General features: G+C 31.3%; 21 protein-coding genes. 10 read left to right on the top strand and 11 right to left on the bottom strand.

Going from position 1 to position 20,076, the window contains the following annotated elements:
- The first annotated feature begins 5 nt into the window (after positions 1-5).
- Both P2W65_RS12220 and P2W65_RS12215 read left to right on the top strand, forming a co-directional pair.
- Positions 6-689: a cell division ATP-binding protein FtsE gene (locus tag P2W65_RS12220; RefSeq protein ID WP_289665865.1), complete on the top strand. Its 684-nt coding sequence runs from the start codon at positions 6-8 to the stop codon at positions 687-689.
- The gene (locus tag P2W65_RS12215; RefSeq protein ID WP_289665864.1) at positions 689-1,549 is read left to right on the top strand and encodes a glycosyltransferase family 2 protein; all 861 of its coding nucleotides are present in this window, start codon (positions 689-691) and stop codon (positions 1,547-1,549) included. Before P2W65_RS12220 ends, P2W65_RS12215 begins: the two co-directional genes overlap by 1 nt.
- A 103-nt stretch (positions 1,550-1,652) precedes the next feature.
- Here P2W65_RS12215 and P2W65_RS12210 read toward each other — a convergent pair whose 3' ends face one another.
- The 3 genes from P2W65_RS12210 to P2W65_RS12200 are packed head-to-tail and all read right to left on the bottom strand — an operon-like array spanning position 1,653 to position 4,239.
- Complete coding sequence (locus tag P2W65_RS12210; protein ID WP_289665863.1) at positions 1,653-2,738, bottom strand: glycosyltransferase family 4 protein; 1,086 nt, start codon at positions 2,736-2,738, stop codon at positions 1,653-1,655.
- Positions 2,735-3,169 (bottom strand): sugar 3,4-ketoisomerase, encoded by a 435-nt coding sequence (locus P2W65_RS12205; RefSeq protein WP_289665862.1) that lies wholly within the window; start codon positions 3,167-3,169, stop codon positions 2,735-2,737. The genes P2W65_RS12210 and P2W65_RS12205 overlap by 4 nt, the downstream gene beginning before the upstream one ends.
- Positions 3,142-4,239 carry a glycosyltransferase gene (locus tag P2W65_RS12200; RefSeq protein ID WP_289665860.1) on the bottom strand — a complete coding sequence of 366 codons (1,098 nt, stop codon included), beginning with the start codon at positions 4,237-4,239 and terminating at the stop codon, positions 3,142-3,144. Before P2W65_RS12200 ends, P2W65_RS12205 begins: the two co-directional genes overlap by 28 nt.
- A gap of 45 nt (positions 4,240-4,284) precedes the next feature.
- Here P2W65_RS12200 and P2W65_RS12195 point away from each other — a divergent pair, with 45 nt between their 5' ends.
- Entirely contained in the window at positions 4,285-5,184 is a 900-nt protein-coding gene (locus tag P2W65_RS12195; protein ID WP_289665859.1) for a glycosyltransferase family 2 protein, read from the top strand.
- A 67-nt stretch (positions 5,185-5,251) separates the two neighbouring features.
- Here the strand turns inward: P2W65_RS12195 and P2W65_RS12190 are convergent, their stop codons facing one another.
- From P2W65_RS12190 to P2W65_RS12155, 8 genes are all read right to left on the bottom strand, one after another.
- Positions 5,252-5,998 carry an acyltransferase gene (locus P2W65_RS12190; protein ID WP_289665857.1) on the bottom strand — a complete coding sequence of 249 codons (747 nt, stop codon included), beginning with the start codon at positions 5,996-5,998 and terminating at the stop codon, positions 5,252-5,254.
- The gene (locus P2W65_RS12185) at positions 5,985-7,448 is read right to left on the bottom strand and encodes an oligosaccharide flippase family protein (protein ID WP_289665856.1); all 1,464 of its coding nucleotides are present in this window, start codon (positions 7,446-7,448) and stop codon (positions 5,985-5,987) included. Before P2W65_RS12185 ends, P2W65_RS12190 begins: the two co-directional genes overlap by 14 nt.
- Before the next feature lie 39 nt (positions 7,449-7,487).
- Positions 7,488-8,588, bottom strand: a complete 1,101-nt coding sequence (locus P2W65_RS12180) for a DegT/DnrJ/EryC1/StrS family aminotransferase (RefSeq protein ID WP_289665854.1) — start codon at positions 8,586-8,588, stop codon at positions 7,488-7,490.
- Positions 8,585-9,532, bottom strand: a complete 948-nt coding sequence (locus P2W65_RS12175; RefSeq protein WP_289665853.1) for a GNAT family N-acetyltransferase — start codon at positions 9,530-9,532, stop codon at positions 8,585-8,587. Before P2W65_RS12175 ends, P2W65_RS12180 begins: the two co-directional genes overlap by 4 nt.
- A 6-nt stretch (positions 9,533-9,538) precedes the next feature.
- A complete protein-coding gene (locus tag P2W65_RS12170; RefSeq protein ID WP_289665851.1) occupies positions 9,539-10,141 on the bottom strand; it encodes a trimeric intracellular cation channel family protein in 603 nt (200 codons plus the stop codon).
- A 50-nt stretch (positions 10,142-10,191) separates the two neighbouring features.
- The gene (locus P2W65_RS12165; RefSeq protein WP_289665850.1) at positions 10,192-10,602 is read right to left on the bottom strand and encodes a PH domain-containing protein; all 411 of its coding nucleotides are present in this window, start codon (positions 10,600-10,602) and stop codon (positions 10,192-10,194) included.
- 14 nt (positions 10,603-10,616) lie between these two features.
- Positions 10,617-11,465, bottom strand: a complete 849-nt coding sequence (locus tag P2W65_RS12160) for a hypothetical protein (protein WP_289665849.1) — start codon at positions 11,463-11,465, stop codon at positions 10,617-10,619.
- A gap of 100 nt (positions 11,466-11,565) precedes the next feature.
- Positions 11,566-12,309, bottom strand: a complete 744-nt coding sequence (locus P2W65_RS12155) for an RDD family protein (protein WP_289665848.1) — start codon at positions 12,307-12,309, stop codon at positions 11,566-11,568.
- 20 nt (positions 12,310-12,329) lie between these two features.
- Here P2W65_RS12155 and P2W65_RS12150 point away from each other — a divergent pair, with 20 nt between their 5' ends.
- The 7 genes from P2W65_RS12150 to P2W65_RS12120 all read left to right on the top strand — a co-directional run bounded on the left by P2W65_RS12150 (position 12,330) and on the right by P2W65_RS12120 (position 20,062).
- Complete coding sequence (locus P2W65_RS12150) at positions 12,330-13,310, top strand: stage II sporulation protein M (protein WP_289665847.1); 981 nt, start codon at positions 12,330-12,332, stop codon at positions 13,308-13,310.
- A gap of 9 nt (positions 13,311-13,319) precedes the next feature.
- Complete coding sequence (locus P2W65_RS12145; RefSeq protein ID WP_289665846.1) at positions 13,320-14,096, top strand: DUF4129 domain-containing protein; 777 nt, start codon at positions 13,320-13,322, stop codon at positions 14,094-14,096.
- Positions 14,089-15,294, top strand: coding sequence for a DUF4350 domain-containing protein (locus tag P2W65_RS12140; RefSeq protein WP_289665845.1), 1,206 nt, complete (start codon positions 14,089-14,091; stop codon positions 15,292-15,294). Before P2W65_RS12145 ends, P2W65_RS12140 begins: the two co-directional genes overlap by 8 nt.
- Positions 15,295-15,403: 109 nt before the next feature.
- Complete coding sequence (locus tag P2W65_RS12135) at positions 15,404-16,417, top strand: AAA family ATPase (RefSeq protein ID WP_289665844.1); 1,014 nt, start codon at positions 15,404-15,406, stop codon at positions 16,415-16,417.
- Positions 16,418-16,530: 113 nt separating this feature from the next.
- Positions 16,531-17,862 (top strand): DUF58 domain-containing protein, encoded by a 1,332-nt coding sequence (locus tag P2W65_RS12130; protein WP_289665843.1) that lies wholly within the window; start codon positions 16,531-16,533, stop codon positions 17,860-17,862.
- A 148-nt stretch (positions 17,863-18,010) separates the two neighbouring features.
- The gene (locus P2W65_RS12125) at positions 18,011-19,090 is read left to right on the top strand and encodes an alkaline phosphatase family protein (RefSeq protein ID WP_289665842.1); all 1,080 of its coding nucleotides are present in this window, start codon (positions 18,011-18,013) and stop codon (positions 19,088-19,090) included.
- A gap of 42 nt (positions 19,091-19,132) precedes the next feature.
- Positions 19,133-20,062, top strand: coding sequence for a DUF2167 domain-containing protein (locus P2W65_RS12120; protein ID WP_289665841.1), 930 nt, complete (start codon positions 19,133-19,135; stop codon positions 20,060-20,062).
- Positions 20,063-20,076: the final 14 nt, after the last annotated feature.

The following is a 20,076-nucleotide window of genomic DNA, read 5'->3' as shown; positions in this document are numbered from 1 at the left end:
TTATTATGTCAGAAACCGTACTATCTCTCAAAGAAGTCACTATATATCAAGAAGGAAGAAAAATTATCTCTCACATTAATTTGGATGTTAACCACGGTGAATTTATCTACATCATCGGTAAAACAGGTTCTGGAAAAAGTAGTTTTTTAAAAACTCTATATGCTGATTTACCGTTAGTTGAAGGAGAAGGACATATTGTAGAATTTGATTTGGCTACTTTAAAAGAAAAAGATATTCCGTACTTGAGACGTAAAATTGGAATTGTATTTCAGGACTTCAAACTGCTTCCAGACCGTTCTATTAAAGACAATATGCTTTTTGTTCTAAAAGCAACTGGATGGACAGAAAAAGAAGCAATGGAATACAAAATTGATGAAGTTTTGGACAAAGTTGGAATGATTAATTTCCTAAACAAAATGCCTCATCAGCTTTCTGGTGGTGAACAGCAGCGTGTTGCTATTGCAAGAGCTTTGTTGAATGATCCTGAATTTATATTGGCAGACGAACCAACAGGAAACCTTGATCCACAGACAAGTTCTGAGGTTTTAGAAGTATTAAAAAACATCAATGCCAACGGAAAAACCATAATCATGGCAACGCACGATTATGCTTTATTGATGAAATTCCCTTCTAAAACTCTGAAATGCGAAGATGAAAGAATCTTCGAAGTGGTGCAAAGAAGCGTGTAATGCTTTCTATTTTAATTCCGGTTTACAATTATGATGTTTCTAAACTTGTTTTAGAGCTTAAGCATCAGGCTGATAATTTAGGAATTAAACATGAAATTCTTTGTCAGGATGATGCTTCAAAATCTACAATAAACACTAAAAATCAAGAAGTTAATTCTTTTCCTTATGTTTCATTTTTTATAAATGAATTTAATTTAGGAAGAGGAAAAAACATTAATTCTTTAGCCCAAAAAGCAAAATACGACTGGTTGCTGATTTTAGATTGCGATACTTTTCCTGCACAAAATAATTTCATTCAAAACTATGTTAATGCACTTTCAAAAAATATAAATATCATTTTTGGAGGCATTATTTACGAAGAGAAAAAACCGCCAAAAGAACAGCTCTTGAGATGGATTTATGGACAAAAAAGAGAAACAGCTTCTCTTTTAAGCTCCAATTTATTAATTAGAAAAGACATTTTCATTGAATATCCTTTTGACGAATCGATTACTAAATATGGTTATGAAGATGTGATTTTCTTTTCTAGTTTAAAAAAGAATCATTTTGAAATCCTTCAAATACAAAATCCAACGTTTCATCTTAATTTAGAAACTTCAGAGCAATTTTTAAGCAAAACTAATACGGCTTTAGAAAATTTGGTTTTATTATATAATTCGAATAAAATCTCAAAAACGGATAGTAAAATTATCAAAGCTTTTGAAGTTCTTAAAAGTCTCAAATTAATAACTTTTACCAGATTTGTTTTCAATAAAAATAAAGAACGAATAGAACGAAATTTACTTTCTGAAAATCCTTCACTCTTTTATTTTGATCTTTATAAATTGGGATATTTTTGTGTTCTCTATTCGGCTAGATAAATTGCATTATTGCAAGTTTCACAAGACCTTTTAAGCATATTATTTTAAATCCAACGTGGTTTTTAAACCTACAAGGTTTTGGAAACCTTGCAGGACAGTCGAACTAAACATTTTCAAGAAAATTTTTCCACTGTTCCATTATTTTTTCTTCAGCATAATATTCAGAAGTTTGTTTAGCATTTTTTCCAAACTCTAATCTTAAATTTTCATTTTCAATTAAAGCAGAAAGTTTCTCAACAAACAATACATCATCATTATCTGGAATCAGAAATCCATTCGTGTTATTTTTAATTATAGCTCTTGGCCCCGTTGGACAATCGAAAGCAATACAAGGCAAACCTAAAGCCATCGCTTCCAGCAAAACCATAGGAAAACCTTCTGATCTTGAAGTCATGGCATAAATTGATGCTCCTAAATATTTTTCTTCGATATTTTTCACAAAAGGAAAAACCAAAACTGCTTCTTTCAATCTAAAATCTGAAACAATTCTGCTTAAAGCTTCTGACTCATCAGTATAGATTTCTAAAATCCAATCTGGGTGTTTTTTATAGATTTCTCTCCAAATTAACAACAATCGAATCAAACCTTTTTCAAATGAAAATCTTGCTACAGCAATGACTTTCTTATTTTTTAAATCTGAAACTATTTTAGTTTTAATCCATGAAGGATTTGGAATCACAACTGCATTTTTCACATTCCATTCTTTCTTATTTTCTTCCGAAAGAGCGACTATTTTTGTGAATTTCCGAGCTCCAAAATCTTTAAATTTATATTTTATTTTCTGGATTGATTTTGAAAAAAAATCCTGTTTTTGTTTTTCTTCTTCAATAAATTTAGAACCATGGCTTTCAAATACAATTGGCTTTTTGGTTTTAACTAAAAACGGAAAAACAAATGCTTTTAATCCGTTGTCAGCGATCAAAATTACATCTGGATCAATTTCTCTTATTTTTTGGTTAAGCTGTTTTTTATATGCTTTTAAAAACTGAAAAGCATTTCCGTTTAAAGCAATATTATGAAAAACAATTTTAGGATTAAAGCTGTAAAAAGTTAGGTTTTCTTCTTCGTTTTGAGATAAAATATGTACTTCATAATTAAACTGTTCAATAAAATAATTCGCCTTAATTGACAAAACTCGGGCAACACCTCCCGCACTTTTTATTTTTGGAACAATGTAAAGGAGTTTCATTTTTTAGAATTCAAAAAAGTTTCATAATCCCGAATATAATCGGTTTCTTCAAAAAGATCTGAAGCTAAAACCAAACAGATTGCACCTGAAGAAAAATTTTCTAATTCTCTCCAGATTCCTTTTGGCAAATGAAGGCCAACATTTGGCTTGTTCAAAAGAAAACTCTTTTTGTTTTTTCCGTCATTTACTGTAACTTCAAAACTGCCACTTAAAGCAATCAAAACTTCATGCTGTTCTATATGCGAATGTCCGCCACGAAAAGCACTGCTGGGAACATCAAAAAGATAGTAAACCCTTTTGAATTCAAATGGCAAAACACCGCTTTGAATAAAGGCCAAATTGCCGCTCAAGTCTTCCACAACTGGAATTTTAAGTAATTCTATATCTTGAATAGTTGTCATATCTAATCTTTCTGCACTAAATTCAACCATTGCTTCCCTATTTTATCAAGCAAAAAGGGCTCAACGCTTTGTAATGTATTTTGTTTGCATTTTTGATATAAATCTTCATCAGTGGCTAATAAATTCATGGCTTCTGTCAGCTTTTCCCAATTTTGATTTTCAACTAAGATACCATTTTCAAAGGAAGAAATCATATCTCTCGGGCCAAAATCGCAATCAAATGAAACAACAGGAATTTCAGAACCTAATGCCTCTAAAATAATATTTGGAAAACCTTCATTTTTACTGCTTACAACTAAAAACTGAGCCTTTCTCAAGTATTTAAATGGATTATTTTGATAGCCCGTAAGATGCAAAAAGTCTTGAATTTTATATTCTAAAATAAGTTTTTGAAGTTTTGGCTGGTCGCCATTTCCAACAATTACCAAATGAATTTGTTTTTGAGGCAAATCAGATTTTGCATAACTAGGAATGAGCTGCTCAAATTGTTTAATTCCGTTTTCATATTGCCCAACTGCAATTATAAAATTAAAATCGAAATCAATTTCTTCGTTTTGTTTTTCCTTAATTTCTTCAAGATTTAGGGGATTATGAATTGTAAACACATTTTTTAAATGATGTTTATTTTCAATAAGTGTTTTCATTTCATACGTAATCACAACATTTGCCAGACAGTGGTTATACATCAATCGTGTTAACCACGAATTATTTGGCATATAGTGATCAATCAAAAAACTATGAACCGTAAAAATAGTTTGGGTATTGTAAATAAATCGAGCCAAAATTAATTCCTGAATTATCTTTGTCCTAAAACGAAAATCGATTATAAAATCGAATTTATTTTTATTCAAATAGGTTCTTAAAGCCTGTAACCTTTTAATTTTATTTAATATTCCGTTACTTTCATTTTTCAAGAGACCAAGATTTACAAGCTTCCCTGAATATGGAAAACTGACTTCGTCTAAAACAATAATAATATCCACTTCAAATCCATTGCGCTCAAAAAAGATTGACAAATTTGCCATTACTTTATCACTTCCACCTCCGCTTAGACGGTAGCCTATTAAAGCAATTTTCTTTTTTTTGTGAGACAATATCATTGACGATTTCTTATTTTCGTATCAAATATAACTCTTTAAAACAAAATGCAGGATAAATCATTGGTCACCATTATTTGCTTGTGCTACAATCATGAAAATTTTGTCACAGCCTCTTTAATGTCTGCTGTAAATCAGGATTATTCTTTTATAGAAGTTATTATTGTGGATGATTTTAGTACAGATAATTCTAGGCAAGTCATAAAAAATTGGCTGATTAATTATCCGCAGATTCAGTTTATTGAAAACGAAACTAATCTAGGAAGTACCAAATCGTTTAACAAAGCCCTGAAACTGGCTAAAGGGCAATATATTATCGATTTAGCCTGTGATGATATTTTACTGCCAAATTGCATTTCATTACAGTTAAAAGCTTTTCAGGAAAGCCAGTTTAAAAATCTTGGCGTCGTTTATGGAAATGCCGAATTGATTACTGAAGAAGGTCAGCATGATTCTTACTATTTTGCTGTAAACGAATCAAAAAAAACAATCGAAAAACGCCAAACGGAAGATATTTATTTAAGTGTGATTTCTGGCGGAAACAGCATCTGCTCCGTTTCTTCGATGGTAAAAAAATCTGTTTTCGATGATTTACAAGGTTATGATGAAAACCTTGCTTATGAAGATCTTGATTTCTGGATTCGTGCTTCGCGAAAATATAATTTCGATTTTATTGATGAAATTCTAATTCAGAAAAGAACATCTTCAAATTCTCTTGGAACTCATTTTCATCTTAAAAACGACGAAAGATCAAAAAAAATAAATTACTCGACTTATTTGATTATCAAAAAAGCAATTCACTTAAATAGAACGAAAGAAGAACATAAAGCGATTCTAAAACGCATGCATTTTGAGTTGATCCTGGCTTTTAAAACATCTAATTTTAAATTGGTTTTTAAGTATATTTTATTAGAACTTAAACAGCGAATTAAAATACTTTATAAATAAAAGCAACCTCGAATTCACGAATTTTCATCTTAAGATTGTCAAAATAATTTGTGAATTCGTGGCTATTTTAAATCGTTAGAAAATCATCTAATAGTTCTTTTTCTCCCTGCCAGTCTCTAGAAACATTATTTCTGATCAATTTAGCAGGAACGCCGCCTATTAGAATATTTTCACCAAGCAAAGTATAATCTTTTGTTCCTAAACTATTAGAAGCAATAGTGCAAAAATCGGGTGTTTTAGTTCCTTTTAGAATAGAAACTCTGTTGCTCATAAAATTATAATTTCCGATATAAATTGGAGCTGATTTGGGTAATTTTTCTCCAGTTTGCTTGTCTATCAAATCATGAAAATTAGTATCGATAATCTGGCATTCTGATCCAAAACGGGCATAATCTCCTAAAACAATTTTTTCAGTGCAAATTATTTTGCCGCTTGAGGCTAATGAAGCCATGTTTCCCAATTGGCATACAGCATTTTCGCCAATGAAAACAAAGCAATCTTTACCAAATTGGAATTTTCCTTTAAAAATTAACTTACCCAAAATAGTAACTTCGGCAGTTCCTTTGTGTGCCTTATTCAATTCATAAGGCTGACCAAAACCAATCATTCCTTTTTGAATTTGTCCATCAATTTGAATTTGTCCTTCTAAAGAACTAAATTTTACTTTTCCGTAAAAGAAAATCGGTAGTTTCTTTGCAGTTTGAAAAGGCAGTTTCTTAAAATTAAAATATAATGTTTTTGTCCAGTTTACTGCGTAGTAAAATCTGAATTTATGATAAAATGAACGGCATTTTCTATAACTATTCTGAATCATTTTTATCTTTTTTTCGCTTTACAAATGACGTGATAATTTCCCTTAAATTTATTTTTTTATGAATTTGGCTGATGCTAAAGAGAACTGAAATCAAAATTACAAGAATCATTAATCCGAATTGCAAAACTGGATTTATAATGTATTGAATCAAGAATGCCGAAGCACAAATCGCAATGCAAATTAAATATATTTTGTAAAACTGATTACCAAAATAAAATCCGTATCGCTTTTGGGTAATGAGTTTTAGTCCAATAAAATGAATAAAAAAGTAAAATGTAAAACTAATACCCAAACCTTCTAAACCTCCAAAATAATACCCTAGAACATTTAGTATCAAAAACAAAACATTAAAACCAATAGCAGTTTTGACAAACATTTTTGAATCGCCCTTTGCAATTAAAATAAATCCCATCGACCAGGAAACTGCTCGAAAAAGCATTCCTAAAATTCCAATGTTTATCATTGGTATTATTTCATAAAATTTTGAAGTATAGATGATTTTTATAATCAATGGACTTAGTGCCAAAAACAAAACAATAATAGGCATTATAATTAAAACAGAAACATAAGCCTGCTGCTCAACACTTTCTCTAACTTTTTCATTATCAGTATTAATAGCCGAAAGCTTTGGAAAATAATCGGTACTCATCACTGTAAAAATGATTCCAACATAAGAGTTCAACAATGTAAAACCCGCGTTATAAAAACCAACCTGCTCCAGTCCTCCTGTTTTGCCCACATAAATTTGAACTAAATAAGCTGATAAAAGCGTTAAAAGACTACTTATGGTCAGCATAAAACCGAGTTTTACAATCAATTTCCCTTCTAATAAAAGTACTGCATTTGATATTTTTTCTTTTTCAATTTTAATTTTATTTGAATAGTAAAAAGAAAAAATTACAGATGATAGAGAGGTTATAATTATAGTAGGAACTATGGCATCTATTTTAAAAAAATAATACAAGGGAATCGAAAAAAAAAGTCCAAAAATGTTTCCATATAAGTTGGCTTTGGCTAGAAAACGAAAAGATCGTAAACCTTGTAAAACCGCAAGCTGGCCAGAGCTTAACAATTTAAACAAAACAGTAATTGAAAGAACTGCAAAAGAAAATGTCTGATCCGCATTTCCAAACGTAATTATGCTCAAAGCTTTTGAAAAAACAAAAGTCAAAACCATTCCTAAAATTCCAGTAAAAAAAACAATCTTTTTTACAATTTGAATCGTTTTGGCAACCGTTTTTAAATCTTCATTTTTAAAGTTTTCAGAGATATTTTTTACAGCACTGGTTTCAATTCCTAAACCAGAAATACTACTTAAAACACCTAAAGTCGAATTCAACAACGCAATTATTCCCATTCCGGCCGGGCCTATAAAAACAGCAATTAATTTGGTTCTGATAATCGAAATTATAATCGAAAAAAACTGAACTCCACCAAAAAGAGAAGTCATTTTAAAAATTTGCTGATATGATTTTTTATCAGACACGAATTAATATTGATTTAAAATTTCGATAATAAAATCGACTTCCTGCTCCATTAAAACAGGACTAATCGGTAAACTTAAAACTTCTTTATGAATCTTTTCGGTAATAGGAAATGATAAATCATTCCATTCCGAAAAAGCTTTTTGTTTGTGCGGCGGAATTGGATAATGAATAACCGTTTGAATATTGTGTTGTGCTAAATATTCCTGTAGTTTTTCTCTGTTTTGTGTTCGGATGACAAACAAATGAAAAACGTGATTATTTGAAAAATCCCAAAAAGGCAATTCTATTTTGTCGTTTCTAATTTCGGTTAAATAGCGTTTGGCAATGTTTCTTCTCTTTTCGTTATCAGCATCTAAATTTGGTAATTTTAAGTTTAAAAATCCAGCCTGCAATTCGTCTAATCTAGAATTTACGCCAATAAATTCATTGTGATACTTTTTCTCAGAACCATAATTCCGAAGAGATAACAGCACTTTTGCCAGTTCCGCATCATTTGTGCTAATCGCTCCGCCATCGCCTAAACAACCAAGATTTTTTCCAGGATAAAAACTGTATGCAGAAGCACTTTTTAAATTGTTTATTGTTAATTGTTTATTGTTAATTATTCCGTGAGACTGTGCGCAATCTTGCACTACAATTAAATTATGTTTTGCTGCAATTTCATTTATTTTTTCCATTTCAGCCAATTGTCCGTATAAATGAACTGCTAAAATTGCTTTTGTTTTTGACGTGATTTTTTCCTCAATCAAATCAGGATTTATATTGTAGGTTTCTAATCTTGGCTCGACCAAAACAGGAACTAAATCAGCCTGTAGAATGGCTAAAATACTTGCAATATATGTATTGGCTGGAACGATAACTTCGTCTCCTTTTTTTAGTTTTCCGAGTTCGATGTAGCCTTTAAAAATTAAAACTAAAGCATCGAAACCATTTCCAACTCCAATACAATATTTAGAATTACAATATTGGGCAAATGCTTCTTCAAAATTTTCCACTTCTTGTCCTAAAATATACCAGCCATTATTTAAAACCAATTCCAGTTTTTCCCGAAAAGCAGTTTCATACGGTTTGTTTATTTTTTTAAGATCTAAAAATGGTATCACTTTATTTCAATTTTATAAAAATCCTGACTGTAAACCGTACAACCCAGTTCTTCCTTTTGTTTTAAAAGACCCGCATTATAATCTTCGGTATCTGAATTTACAATTCCCATGTCAAAAAAATGTTTTCCTTTTCGTTTGTATTTATGAATCAGGTTGATGAATAAAAAATCGAGTGCTCTAAATTCTTCTCCGATTTTTGAAGTGGCTCCATATTGTGATTTCACTACATTTTTTGTTTCGAAAATCGTTATTCCTGCTATAATTTCATCATTTCTGTATGCAGAATACTGTCTTATATTTTGAGGAAATTTAGCTTTTAAAAGCGTCATTTCTTCTTTAGAATGCACCGGTTTCGTATTGAATTTTTCCAGTAATCTCGGATTTAAAATTTTTTCCCAAAATAAATCAAAATCTTCTTCTTCAATTATATCCAAATCAAGATTTTCAATTCTTCTAAAGTGTTTCAATTTACTTTTTGAAATCTGTAAGGGCGCAGCTAGATTAACCGCTAAATTCATTTCTTTTCGTTCTAAAACTGCTCCCCTTTTCAATAAAAAAAAATCTATTGCTGTATTTCCTTCCAACAAATAAAAATTTGGAATTGGTTTATAATAAAAAGTCTTTATATGATTCTCCTTCAAAAAAAGCAAAATTTCATCTAAAATGGATTCTACTTTTTCAACTTTCAATTTGGCAGTATAGATTAATCCTCCATAAGTTAATCCTTGATGTGAAAAAACTGTATTTTCTTTTTTATTGGCAGGAAGAACAGCGCGTAATTTATCTTCTTCAAAAATTAAAAGTGAAAAATCTTCAAATCGATCTTTATGATATTCCATAAAATCGCGATGAAATAAAAACGTAGCATTTTTGGCTTGAGCAACAAAGTTGTTCCAGATAGAAAAATCATTCTCTTTGTATCTTTTTATGGTAAACTTTGTCATTTTAGATTACTTATGATCGAATGCTTTTAAATGCCATTTGTATTTAACTGCCATCAAACGGATTATAATAATTACCAGTGAAGTAACGAGATATACAATATCGTCATTTAGATTTAGTTTTCTCAAACCAAAAAATACAATTCCACCAAAAATACAGATTGTCGCGTAAATTTCTTCTCTAAAAACATTTGGTATTTCATTGCATAAAATATCTCTGATCACTCCTCCAAAACAAGCTGTCATAGTTCCCAAAGCAATACAAATTGCGGGATGAAGACCTGTCAAAATTCCTCTTTCTAATCCAATTAAGGTAAAAACGCCAAGACCAATTGTATCAAACAGAAATAGAGAAGTTCTTAGTTTATCAAATCTTTTTCTAAAAAGAATGGCTAAAAAAAATCCTAAAATAATTACGTAAACATATTGTATGTCACGCATCCAACCCACTGGAGTTCTTCCAATAAGCACATCTCGAAGTGTTCCACCGCCTACTGCTGTAACAAATGCAATAATAAAAACCCCAAACGGATCTAGTTTTTTATGCATTGCTGTTAAAGCTCCTGACATAGCAAATGCCATTGTCCCAATAATATCAAGTAAGTGAAACATTTTTTCTTAAGTTACAAAGATGCAAAGGTGCAGAGATTTTAGTATTGTTCCTATTTTTTTAATACTATTTCTACTTCAGAATTTATTCTTTTAATTGCTGCTATAAATCTTTTTTTGTCTTTTGGAGAAATTAAAATCGTATCATATTTCCCATACAGAATTTCTAGTCTGTCCAACGAAAGTGCTGGTGAACTTAAAACATTGAACGTTTCAGAAATCTTTTTTACATTTTTAATTTCAATCGAAAAATCAATAAGAAAGCCACATTTTATTCTTAGTTTGTCTCTTTCAATCGTATAAAAAGTAGTAGCAAACATATGGACAATAAAACTACTCACACAAAATATAAATGAAAATCCTATCCAATTTTTATCATAAGCAAATTGCATCAATGCAAGTCCAAAAATTACAATTAATAGCAATGCCAGCCATAAGTCAATTTTAGATTTGAATTTTTCCATTTCGTTTTCCTGAATTATTTTTTAACATAAATCGGACTTCTTTTTAATAGGTAACTAACAGAATCCATCCAGCTGTCTTTTACTGCTAAAAAAGGTTTACGGGTTTGAGAATAAATTTTGTCCTTATTTTTATACATATCGAAATAAACAGTATAGTAATAATAAGTCTGATTGTTTGATGTTGTGGTTGAAACATCATTGGTTTTTACCTTCTTATTATTATCACTCACTTTTGCATTGCCGCTGTTGTAAGTGGTTGAAGTTGCCGCCGTTCCAATGGTATAGGAAACTTTTGCTGCAACAATATTATCAACTCCCAATATTTTTTCGAGGTCTTCAATTGGTGTTTCGTCAATATTATTGTGGTCTATTCCTGCTTTGTGCAGTAAACTGTTTGTGGTTCTTAAATCCTGAACCGTTAGCGGAAAAATATTTGATGATTTATCGAGCAGTTTATTATAAAGATCGTTTTGGGCAAATTTTGCCATGTCTTCTGAACTTTCTTGTGTATCTGAATTTAAATACGGAACAGGAAGAACCGCAATTGTATTGGATTTCATTTCAGAAACTGCAATTGAAGAAGAACCTGACGAGGACGAACTAGTGCTCTGAGTAACATCAAAAGTTTGTGATCTTCCGCTGGAAAAGTCAATTCTGGCTATTTGTGAAACGTCAAGCGAAATCTGAAGTGTTTCTCCTGGAAGTGAATATTCTACTGTTTTATCAGACATTTTAGAAATGGTGCATTCAATAATCTGATAATCTCTTTTTATAATCTTATCTAGTTTTTTTCCGCCTTGAGCGAAACCAAAAACAAAGGCAAACAACATTAATACAATAAGGAAAGGTTTTCTATTTTTCATGATGCTGATTTTATTTTAAGACCTACTAACTAATAATCAGTTAAATATAAAAAATTAAACCATAACCTTGAAAATGAATTCTCATTCTTTAAAGAAAAAATCACATGTGCTGCGTATAGAAATTATAGTCTTTTAAAATCACTCTAATAAAATCGCTGTTGTTTCCTGACTGATTTTTTATTCCTGTTACGCTTTCGATTTTTGACACCAGTTTATAAAGAATTTCGTGATCGTTTTTGGCTTCGGCTTTTTGATACGTTTCTTTAATAATTCGCATATCGTTGTCCGAAAGTTTTATAACCAGAGGATAAGTAGGAACATACGCCTCTCCAATTTCTTCTAAAATGGTATGACTGATGTTAATTTTATTTTTTAAAGTAATCACTGCCGTTCCCGCTGCCATGTCGCCCAAACGCTGTGATTTCTCACTTGTAATTACAGTTATCAATCCTGGAAGTCCAAAAAGGCTAAAAAAATCGATTACCCTAAAAAACCAACGAATTAAATAATCGCCAAAACCCGCTTGATAACCATCGATTTTTACAACTTTAATTTTTACCAGTTTTTTTCCAAGCGACTGTCCTTCAAATACACTTTCAAGAACTAATGAATAAACTATAATTGGGGAATAGATAATCAAATAAATAGCTCCCTTTGACCAGCCATCCAGATTAAACATTAACCTATTAACCTGCAGCAAGTCAAAAACAACTAAAGAAATAGTGTACCAGTATGAAATTATGATAGCAAAATCAATGAAAAAAGCCCCTAGTCTTTCGCCAACTGTAGCAGCAATAAAATTTATTTTGACATTTTGCGTCGTGTTAATAGATAATTCTGACATATTTTATATTTTAGCCTACAATGAGAGAAATCGCTTTTATAAAACAAAACAAAGAAAAATGGCTCGAATTCGAGCTGGCAATTTTCGGTAAAGCTAAAAAAAATCCTGATGAATTAGCTAATTTGTACATTCAAATGATGAATGACTTAGCGTATGCCCAAACGTATTACCCTAAAAGTAAAACGGTTGTCTACTTAAATCATCTCGCTTCGCAGATTTACCAAAAGATTTATAAAACCAAACGAACCGACAGTAATCAATTTATCGATTTCTTTAAAATCGATGTTCCACTGCTGGTTTACGAATATAGAAGATATTTGGTTTATGCTTTTGCTTTATTCTTTGTCACTGTTTCTATTGGAGTGCTTTCCGCCCGTTACGATCCTGATTTTGTTCGTTTGATTTTAGGAGACGAATATGTTAATATGACTTTAGAGAATATTAAAAAAGGAAATCCAATGGCTGTTTATGGTTCTGGAAGTAATTGGGGAAGTTTTATCGGAATAACGGTAAACAACCTTTTTGTTGGCGCAAAATGTTATTTCTATGGTATTTTTGCTGGAATTGGCACTTTTAATGTTTTCCTTCAAAACTGTATTATGCTGGGCTCTTTTCAATATTTCTTTTATGAACAGGGCGTTTTCTGGAAAAGCGTTCGAGGTATCTGGATTCATGGTTCTATGGAAATTTTTGCGATTGTGATTGAAACTACGGCTGGATTTATTTTAGGAGCTTCCATACTTTTCCCTAAAACCTTTTCAAGATTAAACTCATTTAAAATTGGATTTAAAAACAGTTTTAAAATCTTTCTGAGTACTTTTCCTTTTACCATAAGTGCAGGATTTTTGGAAGGCTTCATTACAAGATATTCTATTGATATGCCTAATTGGTTAAGCAGTTTTATCATTTTAATTACACTTGCCATTATTTCATTTTATTACTTGGTTTATCCGTTTATAGTGCACAAAAAATTACATTCTTTAACCGCCGAAAATCTTTAAGACCAAGTAATGACAAGATTATTTTTTATTTTATCTTTTCTTTTTTGCTGCTGTGTTTCTAAGGCTCAGGATTCTACTGCTGTACCTATAGATCCGCCCAAAATCAGTACAATTAAATATACCGAAAAGGATATTCAGGTAGATTTTAGAAAAGTAACAGCGAAGCATTTCGATAAAAATTTCAAGAAAAAATATACGGATCCTGAATTTATCTACGAATATAAAACTCCGGAAAAAAACTGGTGGGATCATTTTAAACATTGGCTGGCAAGTAAATTTGCTAATTTGTTCCATTTTAAGAGCGTTAAAACCTCACTCAACTTTGTTGTTATTTTATTCAGGGTTATAATGGTTTTGATTGTTATTGCCTTAATCTATTTTATTGCAAAAGCTTTAACCAAACAAGAAGGAAGATGGATTTTTGGAAGAAACGCCAATAAAAAAGCCATTTTTTATTCTGATGCTGAGAAAAACATTCATCTTTTAGATTTCGAAAAATTAATCAAAGAAAGTATTGAGTCTGGCGAGAAAAGAATTGCTGTACGTTATTATTATCTGTGGCTTTTAAAAGTTATGGCACAGCGTAATTATATCGAATGGGATATCGAAAAAACCAATTCTGATTATTTATACGAATTGCAACAGCCTATTCACAAAGAAGAATTCATGTATCTTTCTTATTTGTACAATTATATCTGGTACGGCGAATTCGAAATAGATGATATTGTATTCAGAAAAACTGAAAATAGATTTAAGAATGCTTTAAAAATGTTTGGCAATGGATAAAAACGTTAAAATATACATTGCTATTCTCGTTTTAATATTCGGTTTAGTACTGCTTACAGACAATGGAAAACCAAAACCTATTGACTGGACTCCTACTTACTCTGTAAATGATAAGATTCCGTTTGGATTATACATTTTCGACCATGAAGTAAATGGCTTTTTTAAGAATCAAAAAGTAGAAAAAATTTCGGTTCAAACACCTTATGAATATTTAGATTCTCAATATGATGAAAGAAAAAATGTAGAAAACTATAAAATCAAAGGAACTTTTATCAATATTTCTGAAGCCAATAATATTGACGAACAATCCATGAAAGAGATTTTATATTTTGTTTCGCACGGAAATAAAGCCTTTTTGAGTATGAGAGCTTTTCCAAAAATCTTATTGGATTCATTAAAAATTGAATTACAAACCGATTTTATGCCCTCTGAAAATGTTTCGATCTGGATGGCCAATAAAAATGTAAGTGCAAAAAAATATACTTTTAATACTGGTTTAAGTGATTATTTTTCAAAAATAGATACTTTAAATACAAAAGTTTTAGGATATCAAAACAGTGCAAAAAACAAAAGACAGGTTAATTTTATTGAAGTTCCGTATAAAAATGGTTATGTGTATTTACATACACAGCCTGTGGCTTTTACCAATTACAATCTGCTAAAAAAAGATCATTATCAATATGCAGAAAATGTACTTTCGTATTTTACAGCAGGGAATATTTTCTGGTATAATAAAAGCATAAATGATAAGCGAATTTCAAATTCTCCAATGCGTTACATTTTTAGCCAGCCTGCCTTAAAATCGGCTTGGCTTTTAGGACTTTTGGGAATTTTAATTTTTATGATTTTTAATGCCAAACGAAAACAACGCATTGTACCCATTATAAAACCATTGCAGAATTTAACTGTAGATTTTACGAAAACCATTGGAAATTTATATTATCAAGAAGGAGATCACACCAATATTATTGATAAAAAGATTATTTATTTCTTAGAAAAAATTAGAACTGATTATTTGATCGATACTTCGAAATTAGATGAAGAATTTATCAAAAAATTGCATTACAAAACTGGAAAAGACGAAAAGGACATTGAAGATCTCGTTAGACTAATCAACGATCATCGAAACAGTTATCATGGAAATCTTGAAGAAGATTTAGTTAAAATAAATACAGCAATAGAAAAAATTATACATTAATTTATTTAGCCACAGATTAAAAGAATTAACACGGATTAATTTTTTATAAAATCATCTTAATCTTTCTATCCCGATAGCTATCGGGAGTGGAAAAAAAAACATACCAATTATGGACGACATCAATACAACATCAGGCGAAATCACAAATGAAAATGTGAATTTTGAAACTAGAATCAATTTAGGGCCTCTTTTAGAACATGTAAACTCGATAAAAAAAGAAATTGAAACTGTAATCGTTGGACAGCACAAAATGGTGGATCAGCTTTTGGTGGCTATTTTATCAAACGGACACGTTCTTTTAGAAGGTGTTCCAGGTGTTGCCAAAACAATTACTGCCAAATTATTGTCTAAAACTTTAAATATTGGTTTCAGCAGAATTCAATTTACACCAGATTTAATGCCTTCTGATATTTTAGGAACTTCCATCTTCAATTTGAAAAACTCTGAATTTGAATTCAAAAAAGGGCCGATTTTCTCTAATTTAATTTTAATTGACGAGATCAACCGTGCTCCTGCAAAAACACAAGCTGCACTTTTTGAAGTGATGGAAGAACGTCAAATCACAATTGACGGGTCTGGATATCAATTAGAAACACCATTTTTGGTCATTGCAACTCAAAATCCAATTGAGCAAGAAGGAACTTATCGTCTTCCAGAAGCGCAATTAGATCGTTTTCTTTTCAAAATCACTATTGATTATCCAAAATTGAATGAAGAAATTTTAATCATTCAAAGAGAACATTCTTTGCAAGATCATGGCAAATTAGACGCGATAAAAACCATTCTTTCTTCTGATGAAATCAAAGAATATCAAGGTTTGGTAAAACAAATTAGAGTAGAACAAAATTTATTGGAATACATTGCAAGGATTGTAGTAAACACTAGAGAAAATGCCTTTTTGTATTTAGGAGCTTCTCCTCGTGCCTCGATTGCAATTTTAAACGCGTCTAAAGGTTTCGCAGCAATCCGCGGACGTGATTTTGTGACTCCTGAAGATATTAAAGAAGCAGCAATTCCTGTTTTACAGCATCGTGTTATTGTAACGCCAGAACGTGAAATGGAAGGTATTACAAGCTCGGAAATCATTAAACAGATTATTGAAACGGTGGAAATACCGAGGTAATTCAATGTCTCCTGCGAGGTTTTCAAAACCTCGTAGGTATTTTTTCATTCTAAGTAATTCATACCTACAAGGTTTTGAAAACCTTGCAGGAGGAACTAAAAAACATTTAAAACTTGAAATTCATAAAAAGTCTATATCTGAATAATTTCTTCTTCTATGTGCTGATTGGCATAATAGGATTATTTGTTTGTGCTTTTATTTTCCCAAACATGTACAATGCTGTCTGGCTTGTTGTTTTGGCTTTGGGAACTTTTTTAGTGCTTGATCTTTTAATTCTGTACATCGCCAAAACTGGACTGGAAGCAGAACGAATTACGCCTGAAAAATTATCCAATGGAGATTTAAATCCGATAAAAATTAATTTAAAGAATCATTATAATTTTCCAGTTTCAGTTAAAATAATTGATGAAATTCCGTTTCAGTTTCAAGTTCGTGATTTTAAAATTATCAAAACCATAAAAGCAGCAACACAAAAAGAAATTGGTTATGACCTTCGTCCAACAGAGCGTGGGGAATATCATTTTGGCGCTTTAAATGTGTATGTTTCTTCGCCGTTAAGATTAATTTCTAGAAGATTTACTTTTGATAAAGATCAGATGGTTCCTACTTATCCCTCTTATATTCAATTGAGAAAATACGATTTAATCGCTTTTTCAAATAATCTATTTCAATACGGAATCAAGAAAATCCGAAGAATTGGTCATACAATGGAATTTGAACAGATTAAAGAATATGTTCAAGGCGATGATTTAAGAACCTTAAACTGGAAAGCCACCGCAAAAAGAAATTCTTTAATGGTCAATCAGTTTCAGGACGAGAAATCACAGTCGGTTTATATGGCTATTGATAAAGGTCGTGTCATGCAAATGCCTTTTGATGGCTTGAGTTTGTTGGATTATGCTATTAATTCGTCTTTGGTTTTATCGAATGTTATTCTGAAAAAACAAGACAAAGCCGGACTTTTTGCTTTTTCTAAAAAAGTAGAAAATAGAGTTTTTGCAGAAAGAAGAGGTTCGCAGATGCAGAAAATCCTCGAAACTTTATACAACATAAAAACCGATTTCTTCGAAAGTGATTACAGTCGATTATATGTTGATATCAAGAAAAATATCAATCAAAGAAGTTTGATTATTCTGTACACCAATTTTGAGACGATGGATGGGTTAAATCGTCAGTTACCTTACTTAAAAGGAATTGCGAAAAGTCATTTATTGGTTGTTATTTTCTTTCAAAATACAGAACTGAACTCTATCATCAATAAAAAAACAACTACGATTCAGGAAGTTTACGATAAAGTAATTGCAGAAAAATTCATGTTTGAAAAACGTTTAATCGTCAATGAATTAAAGAAATACGGAATTCATTCGGTTTTGACACAGCCTGAAAATCTTACGCTTGACGCAATTAATAAATACTTGGAAATTAAGTCGAGAGGGATTTTATAGAAGTTGTGAAATTTAAACCAATTAATCACCACTTATTTTAATCATCTCATTTTTTCTCTTCTATTAATTTATAGTTACATTACGTTATCACGTAAAAATTGCTTTATTAAATTACTTAGTTTTGAATTCTATTTCAAATTAATAAGTAATGAAAAAAGCTTTTTTTATTCTATTCATTCTACTGAGCCTTAAATCTCTAGCTCAAAAAACAGAAAATATCATCATTATTACGACTGATGGTTTTAGATGGCAGGAAGTTTTTAAAGGAATTGATCCTGCTATTGCCAATGATAAAAAATTCAATCAAGGAGACAGCGCCTATATTTATAAAAAATATGCTGATGCCGATATCAAAGAGGCACGCAAAAAACTCATGCCTTTTTTCTGGTCTGAAATCGCTTCGAAAGGACAGATTTACGGCAATAGAGATTTAGGAAACAAAGTTGATGTTGCTAATCCGTATTGGTTTAGTTATCCCGGTTACAGCGAAATCATGACTGGAAATGTGGATTTGAAAGTCAATTCAAATAGTTATAAACCCAATCCGAATGTGAATGTTTTGGAGTTTTTAAACCAACAGTCTAAACTGAAAGGAAAGGTTGCTGCTTTTGGCGCTTGGGATGCTTTTGACCGAATTCTAAACGAAGAAAGAAGCGGATTTCCAGTAATTTCTGCTTTTGATAAAGTCGGCGGAAACAAACCAACTGCCTCTCAAAAATTATTAAATGAAATGCGTGACAATTCGTTTAAACCATTCCACATGGATGAATGTCTAGATGTTTTTACTCATTATCAGGCTTTAGACGAACTAAAAACGAAAAAACCAAAAGTGCTTTATATCGCTTATGGCGAAACTGATGAATGGGCACATCATGCACAATATCGTTCATATTTGGATGCAGCGAATCAGGTTGACAAATGGATTCAGGAAATTTGGAATTTTGTTCAAAATGATCCGCAGTACAAAAACAAAACTACCTTATTTATAACCGTAGATCATGGACGCGGCGACAAAGTAAAAGCACAATGGACAGATCACGGTGCTGATGTTTCAGGCGCTTCTGAAATTTGGTTTGCTGCAATGGGGCCAGAAATTGCACCAAAAGGCGAGATTAAAACCGAATCTCAATTCTATCAAAAACAATTTGCCAAAACTCTCGCCAAAATAATGGGATATGATTTTAAAACCGATCATCCTGTTGAAAAAGAGATTTCAGAATTATTCTAAAACAACCAAAACCATAAATAATTTTTAACCAATTAAACCCAAATGAAAAAAACGTTATTATTTCTATTGTTATCGATCCTTTCGATTTCAAAAATCAGCGCACAAGAACCCGATACTTTAAAGGCATTTTACGACAAAATTGACAAATCTTTCAAGTATGAAACAGGAAAAATTACGCTTCCTGAAGGAGACGGATCATTAAATGTACCAAAAGGATTCAAATTTTTAAATGCCGAGCAAACCCAAAATGTCTTGACTAATTTATGGGGAAATCCAGAAGACAAATCGATTCTAGGTTCTCTTGTTCCAGACGGAAAAGGCGTTACACACTCTGACAGCTGGATGTTTGTAATCAGCTATCAAGGCGATGGTTATGTAAAAGATGATGATGCAGATGATATTGATTATGATGATCTTCTAAAAACCATGAAAGAAGATGTTGCTGCTGCGAATACCGAAAGAAAAACTGCAGGTTATCCTGAGGTTCAATTGATTGGATGGGCATCTAAACCATTTTATGACAATAACTTAAAAGTATTGCACTGGGCAAAAGAATTGCAGTTTGGAGCAGATAAAAATCATACTTTAAATTACGATTTAAGAGTTTTAGGACGAAAAGGAATGTACAATATTTCTGCTGTTGCTGGAGTAGATCAATTAGCAGAAGTAAAAGCAAGTATTCCTGGAATCATCAAAAGTGTTGAATTCAATGACGGACATAAATATCTTGATTTCGATGCTGACACTGATACTGTTGCCGCTTGGACAATAGGTGGTTTAGTGGCTGGAAAAGTATTGGCAAAAGTTGGATTTTTTGCTGTTTTAGCAAAATTCGGAAAGTTCATCGTAATTGGAATTATAGCTGCTTTTGCCGCAATAAAGAAATTCCTTTTTGGAAACAAAGATCAAGTTGTTACAAGACCTGAAGAAGAAACCGCTCTTTTAGAAGAAAACAATTCTACTGAGGAGTAACATTTTTTATTAGC

The sequence above is a fragment of the Flavobacterium panacagri genome (assembly GCF_030378165.1).
GTDB lineage: Bacteria > Bacteroidota > Bacteroidia > Flavobacteriales > Flavobacteriaceae > Flavobacterium > Flavobacterium panacagri.
This window is presented reverse-complemented; position numbering and strand designations above follow the sequence as displayed.